This window comes from Wolbachia endosymbiont of Leptopilina clavipes (genome assembly GCF_006334525.1).
GTDB lineage: Bacteria > Pseudomonadota > Alphaproteobacteria > Rickettsiales > Anaplasmataceae > Wolbachia.
In genome coordinates this window covers 45,473-54,789 of sequence record NZ_QJHA01000038.1, presented here as the reverse complement: position 1 = coordinate 54,789, position 9,317 = coordinate 45,473, and the positions used below count along the sequence as shown (strand labels likewise).

Annotated in this window: 6 protein-coding genes and 2 pseudogenes; 1 reads left to right on the top strand and 7 read right to left on the bottom strand. The window is 33.4% G+C overall.

What is annotated here, in order from left to right; all coding sequences use genetic code 11:
• The 5 genes and pseudogenes from OUY_RS04275 to OUY_RS06510 all read right to left on the bottom strand — a co-directional run.
• A pseudogene (locus OUY_RS04275) lies at positions 1 to 843 on the bottom strand (IS481 family transposase); the annotation flags it as partial.
• A gap of 121 nt (positions 844 to 964) precedes the next feature.
• Positions 965 to 1,105 (bottom strand): hypothetical protein, encoded by a 141-nt coding sequence (locus OUY_RS06525; RefSeq protein WP_246038719.1) that lies wholly within the window; start codon positions 1,103 to 1,105, stop codon positions 965 to 967.
• 47 nt (positions 1,106 to 1,152) lie between these two features.
• Positions 1,153 to 2,127, bottom strand: a complete 975-nt coding sequence (locus tag OUY_RS06520) for a latrotoxin-related protein (protein ID WP_246038717.1) — start codon at positions 2,125 to 2,127, stop codon at positions 1,153 to 1,155.
• Positions 2,079 to 2,654 (bottom strand): hypothetical protein, encoded by a 576-nt coding sequence (locus OUY_RS06515; protein WP_246038716.1) that lies wholly within the window; start codon positions 2,652 to 2,654, stop codon positions 2,079 to 2,081. The genes OUY_RS06520 and OUY_RS06515 overlap by 49 nt, the downstream gene beginning before the upstream one ends.
• A gap of 35 nt (positions 2,655 to 2,689) precedes the next feature.
• Complete coding sequence (locus OUY_RS06510) at positions 2,690 to 4,324, bottom strand: hypothetical protein (protein WP_246038714.1); 1,635 nt, start codon at positions 4,322 to 4,324, stop codon at positions 2,690 to 2,692.
• A gap of 191 nt (positions 4,325 to 4,515) precedes the next feature.
• Here OUY_RS06510 and OUY_RS04265 point away from each other — a divergent pair.
• Positions 4,516 to 5,603 (top strand): annotated as a pseudogene (locus OUY_RS04265) (IS481 family transposase).
• A gap of 29 nt (positions 5,604 to 5,632) precedes the next feature.
• Here OUY_RS04265 and OUY_RS06505 read toward each other — a convergent pair.
• Both OUY_RS06505 and OUY_RS06500 read right to left on the bottom strand, forming a co-directional pair.
• A complete protein-coding gene (locus OUY_RS06505) occupies positions 5,633 to 7,498 on the bottom strand; it encodes a tetratricopeptide repeat protein (protein WP_246038713.1) in 1,866 nt (621 codons plus the stop codon).
• Positions 7,470 to 9,110 (bottom strand): ankyrin repeat domain-containing protein, encoded by a 1,641-nt coding sequence (locus tag OUY_RS06500; protein ID WP_246038711.1) that lies wholly within the window; start codon positions 9,108 to 9,110, stop codon positions 7,470 to 7,472. Before OUY_RS06500 ends, OUY_RS06505 begins: the two co-directional genes overlap by 29 nt.
• Positions 9,111 to 9,317: the final 207 nt, after the last annotated feature.

Below are 9,317 nucleotides of genomic sequence, written 5' to 3'. Positions count from 1 at the left end.
CTTGCATAGTTCTGTGGAACCTTTCACATATGCCATTAGTCTGTGGAGAACGAGCTTTGGTTCGAGAATGATCAATATTTTCTACCCCTAAATATAGCTGGTAAGCGTGATTTTCAGGTCTGCCACAATACTCTGTACCACGATCCGTCAAAACACGTAGCAATGATACTTTCTGTTCATCAAAGAACGGTACTACCCTATCATTAAGAAGATCTGCAGCTGTGATAGCAGTCCTTTCTGTGTAAAGCTTAGCAAAAGCAACTCTGGAATAGGTATCAACAAAGGTTTGCTGGTAAATTCGTCCAATACCTTTGATATTACCAACATAATAACTGTCTTGGCTACCTAAGTATCCTGGATGCTCTGTTTCAATTTCTCCATGGGCCTCTTTTTCTTCCTTAGCCTTTTCTAGAGCTGTTATCTGTTCTTCTGTTAAAATGATACCATCCTGAGCTACTTTTGCTTCTAATGCCTTTAACCTCTTTTTAAAATTTTCAAGATCGTTTCTTTGCCACACTGATCTTATTCCACTTGCAGAGATGAGAATTCCTCTCTTTTTCAGTTCGTTTGCTGCTCTTTCTTGTCCGTATGCTGGAAACTCTATTGCTATTTCAACTACTGCTTTTTCTATATCCTCCGACACTCTATTTGCATACAATGGCTTGCTTTTGCTTATCTCGTGTAAAGCCTCTTCTCCTCCTGTTTCATACAGTTCTTTGAAGCGGTAAATGTATCCCTTGAATATCCCATTACTTTACACGCCTGTGATACATTTCCTAATTGCTTTGCAAGTTCTAGCAATCCCAACTTTGGTTTTAGTATTTTTTCTTGTGTTGTATTCATATCTGACACTCCTTTAAAACTTGTCTATATTTTTATCTTACTTTGTTTGCTTGTCAGATCAAGTCTAGACTATTACAGATGATATCAAACAGTTACAGGCAGAAAAGACCTCATAGTTCCCTCAATTTATCCCTCTGCTTATTCCTTTAACTACTGATGTTCCATTTAAGAATGTATCAGGCTTTTTAGATAACTCTACTTTCCTTGAAACTTTCTGACCTAAAACTTTAGAAGGCTTTTCTACTTTCTGCTGTAGTATCATAATTTCTTCCTTAGCTAAAACTTCTTCTAAGTTACTCTTTAAATGATCTAGAAACTTATCAGTTTGTTTAAATTCTGGACATGCTTCTTTTCAAATGAATATAGGGTTTCTGCTATTTCAGAAAATCTTCTATTTGTTATTTTTCCATTTATTATTTTTTCAATTATAGCTGATTGCACTGCCATGGGATCAAAGTTTAGATTTGTCACTGATATTCCTGACTTAATAGCAGTTTTATTTAACACTTTCTCAAATCTATGTGTAATATTTAGTGCATAACCTCTTGCTTCTAATAAAGGTATAGATTGATCTACTGCAGGTATATATTGTTTACCCGTAAACTTTCTTACAAGCACATCAAGTAACATTATCGTACCATTTATATCCATTTTTGCATCTACTTGTGAGATTGGACTTTTAGTTGTAGTACTTGATTTGGAATCTAATAACCCACCTATAGAGCTTTTTACCCAACCAAATAAATCATTTATCCATGAAGATGGTCGTCTTGTACCACTACTCATTGTGTACTCACTTCTACGGTTTCTAATGTGCTGCCTATGTCTATGAGGTTGATCAGATAACATGACTTCTGTAAACACATCATCGTACACTTGATCCTTATACTCTCTTTTTACAATATCCAAGTATCTTGCAGCACTTATTTCCTTCTCATGATCTTTTAATACTATCTCTTTATCAGTAAATTTTATTGATAACGTTTTCATTTTAGGTGTTTTATAGAATTTACTAAGTGTAATACTGCAAAAATCATCTTTAGTAATAGTCGAATCAAAAGCATTAGTTATTATTAGATCATGACCATTACTACGAACAAACGTATTGTTTCCTCCTTTTCTAGGCGTGATAAGCTCAGCATCTTTCTCCACATCTTGATCGGTTACCACAATAATTTCTTTATCTTTGTTAAAGATCAAAGGTAGTGGTTTTAATTCTAATTCAGAACTTATTTTCATAGGCGCACTATCTGAGATAATATGAAGATTTTCATACCAATCCAAACCGTCTTTAATCTTACTGTTAGCACTTCTAATAAAAAACTTTGTCCCATTTCTGTTTCTAACTTAACTAGCAAATCATTTCCATCTTGAAAAATTCTTGGCAGATTAATATGTATTTTCAAATCATCTTGTATTATTTTTACCACGTTACGTAAATCTAATGTATCTGTGGAACTTCCTTCATCAAAATTATAGATGTTTACTTCTGGTATAGAAGAAATACTATGTTCATATCTTTTCTCACCTGAAGCTATAGTAATTACGTATATATTCTCACCACCATTTCCAATTAAGTGACTGTTATGGATTGGGTGATTGTGAAGTGCCTCAAATTTCCCACGGCCAACAAGTATAGATTCACCACCTGATTGCACAGCGATAGTCATATTGAGTTTATTCGCTATAGCTGGGTAACTTTCTATAATTTCATCAATAGTTTTATTAGTATTCTGTATTGCATACAAGTTTCTTTCCTTACCTACTTTTATTTCAGCACTGTCTTTTAATTGATAGATTATATTGTTCATTATGTTATATGAGATAGCTATACTAAAGCTGCCATCTACAACTTTTGGAAAAAATTGAACTTTATACTATTGTGATCTTTAATATCAATACTCTGAATATCAGCAAGCAAGTAGTCGAATATAAACCTATGGTTATTTTCGAAATTAGCAAGTAATTTAACAGATGCACTACCTTTTTGAAATGGTACAATATAGTTAAAGTTACCTTTGAGTGCTAGATTATTTACTTCAGTGTAATTTCTAACTATTACTTGTATATCATAGACACAGTTATTATCTTTTATTTCCAAATAATCAAGTTGATCTTCCTTACCACCATTACCATCCAAGAATTTAGTTTCACATGCACTAAATATATGATCTGCCTTAGCTTTTCTACCAAGCACTCTTTCTACTGAATTAATTTGAAATCCAGAATAACCATATCTATTGTACATAATAGTGCCAATATTTGTATTTAAATACACATTCACACTTACAGCTTCTTGAGCAAATTCAGTCAGATCTAAGGTATCAATTCCATCCTCTCCGTACAAAGACCCTTCTATCAGATCTCCCTGCAAAACAAAGATATCATTCTTATTTCCTCCATAGTATCTCTTAGATCCATCATTCACTATAAATATGTTTGGGCTATCCTTAAATCCTTTTGCATAATCTTCACCTTCTCCTAAATTAATTAGAGTATATCCTTCTGTTTTGTTATCAGATAAACCAATTGCATTTTTACATAAATATGAGCCATAACTTGGAGCAGGATGATAATCTCCTTTTGGTAAACAAAATAATTTTCCACCACTTGGATCATCCGGTCTTTCTTTACTCCATTTTATATCATTTCTTTTTCTGTCAGGCAGTACTGTACTGTCTAAATCTATCTCAAATTTAGTTGTGCACTCTTCAGTATAATAATGTCTAATCCCAAGTGATGTTGTGTGCAGCACTTTACGACAAGAACCCACAACTGATCGATCAGTAGGGAATACATAGCTTTGAATAGCACGATTCTTCCTTAAATACTCAAATCCTTGCTTAACTAATTGGTTATAAAGTTGTTTTTCTTCCATTAACTTTTCTACATATTGTTCAGGTCGCATACCTATAAATGCACGCAATCCTTCAATAAATTTTTCTCCTCTAGTTAAGTGAATAATTTCATCAATTTTATCAACTCTCTTTACTGCCATATAAATATCAGTGTAAATAAATACTGCAGTGCCAACTCCTGCTCCAATAGGTCCAGTAATAGATGAAACTCCTTCTAATACTTCAAAACCTTCAGCAACTTCAATCCCAATCTCTGCAGCGTCAACTCCCAGGTAAATGCTATCTCCTACTACGCCAACCAATGCTCCTTCTGTACCATTTTTAAATGCTTTTACCTGATTTACTAAATCATAAATAATAAAGGCAGAAGTACCTCGAGCAAGAAAAGGTGATGCAACTCTTAAAGACCTACCAAGTAATACCTTTTCTTCTGAGAGCAAATTTAATCCTTTACGAGATGCAACTTCAGCAACTTTAGCAAACCCTTGACCACCTGCTATAAAACCAACATTAATTGCTACACCCTGATAATCTCTGTTTAAAAAGTCAGCTAAAATATTTTTAGCCATCATTCCATGCATAGTTATGCTAGAGATTTTCTTTACTCTATTTAAATGATTCATGACCTTCTGATTACTGGTAAGCTTATTAATCAAATCACGAAACCTACCTGTAATTTGAACTTTATCTGCTAGCTCAATTAGCTGAGAATGCTTTTCCTCTGGTAGATCTTTAATTGTAATAGTTTAGACTTGATCTGACAAGCAAACAAAGTAAGATAAAAATATAGACAAGTTTTAAAGGAGTGTCAGATATGAATACAACACAAGAAAAAATACTAAAACCAAAGTTGGGATTGCTAGAACTTGCAAAGCAATTAGGAAATGTATCACAGGCGTGTAAAGTAATGGGATATTCAAGGGATACATTTACCGCTTCAAAGAACTGTATGAAACAGGAGGAGAAGAGGCTTTACACGAGATAAGCAAAAGCAAGCCATTGTATGCAAATAGAGTGTCGGAGGATATAGAAAAAGCAGTAGTTGAAATAGCAATAGAGTTTCCAGCATACGGACAAGAAAGAGCAGCAAACGAACTGAAAAAGAGAGGAATTCTCATCTCTGCAAGTGGAATAAGATCAGTGTGGCAAAGAAACGATCTTGAAAATTTTAAAAAGAGGTTAAAGGCATTAGAAGCAAAAGTAGCTCAGGATGGTATCATTTTAACAGAAGAACAGATAACAGCTCTAGAAAAGGCTAAGGAAGAAAAAGAGGCCCATGGAGAAATTGAAACAGAGCATCCAGGATACTTAGGTAGCCAAGACAGTTATTATGTTGGTAATATCAAAGGTATTGGACGAATTTACCAGCAAACCTTTGTTGATACCTATTCCAGAGTTGCTTTTGCTAAGCTTTACACAGAAAGGACTGCTATCACAGCTGCAGATCTTCTTAATGATAGGGTAGTACCGTTCTTTGATGAACAGAAAGTATCATTGCTACGTGTTTTGACGGATCGTGGTACAGAGTATTGTGGCAGACCTGAAAATCACGCTTACCAGCTATATTTAGGGGTAGAAAATATTGATCATTCTCGAACCAAAGCTCGTTCTCCACAGACTAATGGCATATGTGAAAGGTTCCACAGAACTATGCAAGATGAATGTTACAATATTATCTTTAGAAAGAAAATTTACACCTCTTTGGCAGAACTTCAGTTAGACGTAGACCATTGGGTGCATTCTTACAATAGATCTAGACCGCATTCAGGTAAATATTGCTATGGTAAGACTCCTATGCAAACCTTTTTTGATAGTATGCATATTGCTTATCAGAAAAATATTGATAGCATTAAACAGGATGCTGATTTTGGTTTTGACTTTGTTAATTCTTCTGTCAGTTAATTCATGCTTGTCAGATTAAGTCTAGACTATTACACTTTAATATAATTAACGAACTTTTCACTATCTATTTTAATTTTACTAAAATCTCTTTTCTCATCTTTTTCTGTGTTAAATTTATCTACATCTTCCCAAGAAAACTCACATTCCCCGATCTTTACTTCTCTTTTTCTTCTTCCTGAACTTGTACTTGGTAAACATTCTTCAACTTTACCTTTTTGATATATTGCAGACGCCCTTTCTAGTAACTCTTTTGCTTCTTCATAATCACCTAAAGCTTGATAAGTGACACTCAAGTTTACTAATACTTTAGCTACTCCAAAATGGTTTTCTCCGTGATGTTTCCTTTCAATTTTTAAACCCCTCTCTATCAACCTTTTCGCTTTTTGATGATCACCTAAAGCTACATAATTGATACTTAGATTTACTAATGTTCGAGCTACTTTTAAATGCTCTTCTCCATAATGCTTCTCTAAAATAGGTAGCACCCTTTCTAGCAACTCCTTTTCTCTTTTAGGATTATTCAAGTTAAAATACCCATCATCCATCAATATCAATAAATCCTCAAGGTAATCCTCTTCTATTTTTTCTTTATCTTGAGGGTTCTTTTTTAACCAATTATCTATATTCGATAAAAATGCCTCTAAGTGCGGTAATAATTCTCGTTTCTTTAAATAGTCTTCTAATTTATCACCATTATAAGGAAAACTTGCTCTGAGTAGCTCGAAAGTCTCTTTCATAACTTCTTCGCTTTTACCCTCTTCTTCTAACGCTATTCTTGTTACTTCTTGAACTAATTTATGGGCACTCAACACACTTTGCCTTTGCTCACCATTCACCATAGAATATTTTATAAGCAAACGAACAGCTGACCTTAATTCCTCCTCACTACTCCCTGTCAAACCTAAAAACACTTCTCTACTAATCTTGTCAGGTGCAAGATAAGATATAATATTCAGAATCCTTAAAGCTAATTCGCCATATCCTTTGTCACCTGCTATTTCATCGGTTGTAATTTTCCAAGTGGTGAAAGTTGTTTTTGCGTAATCATTATCAATTCCCCTGAATAATACAGAATCAAGCAAATCTTTCGTCTTCTCTTCATACTCCTCTAGATAATCATCTATGCTAAATTCTCTTGTAACCCTTTGATCTTCAATATACGCTATCGCTTGCTGTATAGCTAAAGGAAAGTGTTGTAATTTCTCTACCAAAGCTTTTATCTTTTCATTTTGAGATTCATCTTCTATACTAAAGCCCTTTTTTACAAATTCTATCGCTTCTTCTGACTTTAATTCGTTTAGATTAATAACTTCTATCCCCCTTTCCCACTCTCGATTACGAGAAGTAATTAAAATATAAGGTCCATTACCACCCGGTAATGAATCATGAATTGGTAAAAACTTATTCAAATAATTACTTTTCTCGGCATCATCAAAAATAAACAAGCTTTTACTATTACTGAAAAATTCATAAACCTCTTCTATGAGAGCTTTTATATCCTTTTCTTTTCCATTCTCATCTTTTATATCAATTCTTAGTTTATTCTTCGCTAATCGAGTAAATGATTCAACAAGAGCTATCTCACTTTCAGCATTGATCCATATAACGTTGTCATAACAATCTTTACTATATTCTTGAACATATTGTCTAGCTAACTCAGTTTTTCCTATTCCTCCTAAACCGCTAATTGAGGTTATTTGTGATATTACTGTTACTTTTTCTGAACTACGTTGTATCTTATTATGTAGGTCAATTAACTCTTCCCTTCTTCCAGCAAACAAAATTACTGGCTTTTTCACATTAAACCAAATTGGCTCTCTTACTTGCTCTCTTGCTACAACTGCATCATATATCTTATCAAGCTTTTTATCTATTTTCTCGAAACTTTTTTTCACTTTCTTTCCTTCCTTCTACAATAGAATCTGCTATCTTGTGACGTTGCCTACTGGCTTCCTGATATTGACTCATTAATTCATCAAAGACTCCCTTAATCTCATTTTGATTACTTTCTATGTAACCTGATAACTCATTAAAATTCTTACCTATATAATCCTCTAATTCATTGAAGTTTTTTTCAGCTTCCTGTTCCATTTCTCCTTTGAATTTGCTTAGTAACCTCTCTTCGACTAACTTCGGATCTTGCTTATTAAGCTCATCCAATAATTCATCTTTCCATTTTCCCTCATCTAACTTTAAAATATACCTATACTCCTCCCTAGAAGGATTTTCTTCAATGTATTCTCTAGCGAATTTTTTTATTTTACTTTCCAATTCCCATTTAAAAAGAAGACGATAGCCATATTTGCTAGTATCACTCTTTCCATCTATTCTCCTATAGTATTTATCAGCACTACCATCACTCTTTATTGTTACTAATCCCGCTTTATCAAATAGTTCTGCAGTATTCCATGAATTCGAGTTTTTACTTTCTAAAGTATGTCCTAGCTTAATATGAGGAACACCAGTGTAGGTTTGTTTATATCTTTTTGATTCTCCAAAAATAATACCCTCAGTAATTGAGGAAGCATAAAGCTCTTTTTCAGTATTTTTTCTATAGTAATCAACCACTCTACTCACAGCATCTTCTGCTAATTTTGTCATTGCTCTCTGCCAACTTCCTTCTGCTGTTACTTGTATAAATTGGCTCTCAAAACTTTGAAAAATCTCAATACCAGATTTTACTAACTCTTCCCTGACTTTGATTGGATCCTTTTTAAATATATACAATTGATCTATCAGCTTTTTAAGCTCTGCTCTATTATAACTACTACCAATGCTGGATATTGTTGCTCGAAGAATGTTAATTCCAATAAGAGGAATTACTTTTGATTCCGCTTCTCCTTGTTCTGTTCCACCTTTTCCTATATATATTATCATATTAACAAAATTAGCCCATTTACCTTGCTTTCCTCTTTGATTTTCTAGTCTCTCATAGTACTCTGATAAAGAGCGTTCATAAATAAAAACAAAATCTTCAACAAACTTTCTTAGCTTTTCATGCACTTCCTTCTCCTGTGCAGAAAGTCTTTCTACTTGATCAGAAGATTTTTTTAAATGTTCTTCTAGAGTCCTAATAATCTCTCCCTTATTTTGTTGCTTAGCAATATCTAGTGGAGTTTTACCTTGATTATTTTTAATATTTGGGTCTATACCAGACACATTCAAAAGAAGTTCAACAATGTCTTGATGATTTTTGCTTACAGCAACATGTAGTGGTGTATTACCACCATCATTGAGATCAATATCATTAATATTTTGTACTTGAGTAAGTAACCCTTCAATTTCACTAATCTTATTTAGCTGAGGATTATCCGTTCTATGCTCACGTATCGCCAGAAACAATTTAGCAATGTTAGTATCATCAGGATTATATTGACGTCTTATTCTATTTTTAAATTGAAAAGATTTACTGTTTTGTTGCTTATTCAGCTGCTCTTTCAACCGATCAATGATTTCTGAATTAATCTCTTTTTTTAGATTACTTACTCGATGTTGTGTCCTCAGCATACACACCCCCTATATTACCTAAAGCTTTTATATAGTAATTAGATACATCAGAAAAACAAAGGATTTTTGAATATTATGGTATTTTGTTGAAGTTTTTGAGCTTCCTTGTAGAAGGGCTTTGTTCTAATTTCGTTTTTGCTGTAAATCATCTCAATTTTTCTTTATTCTCCCAAATTTGGGAGAAAAACCCTGGACCATCCTTTCAAG

Bases quoted from the DNA above. Each gene is read 5' to 3' on its own strand.
- OUY_RS06525 (WP_246038719.1), bottom strand. From the start codon at position 1,105: ATGATACTACAGCAGAAAGTAGAAAAGCCTTCTAAAGTTTTAGGTCAG.
- OUY_RS06515 (WP_246038716.1), bottom strand. From the start codon at position 2,654: ATGAACAATATAATCTATCAATTAAAAGACAGTGCTGAAATAAAAGTA.
- OUY_RS06510 (WP_246038714.1), bottom strand. From the start codon at position 4,324: ATGAATCATTTAAATAGAGTAAAGAAAATCTCTAGCATAACTATGCAT.
- OUY_RS06500 (WP_246038711.1), bottom strand. From the start codon at position 9,110: ATGCTGAGGACACAACATCGAGTAAGTAATCTAAAAAAAGAGATTAAT.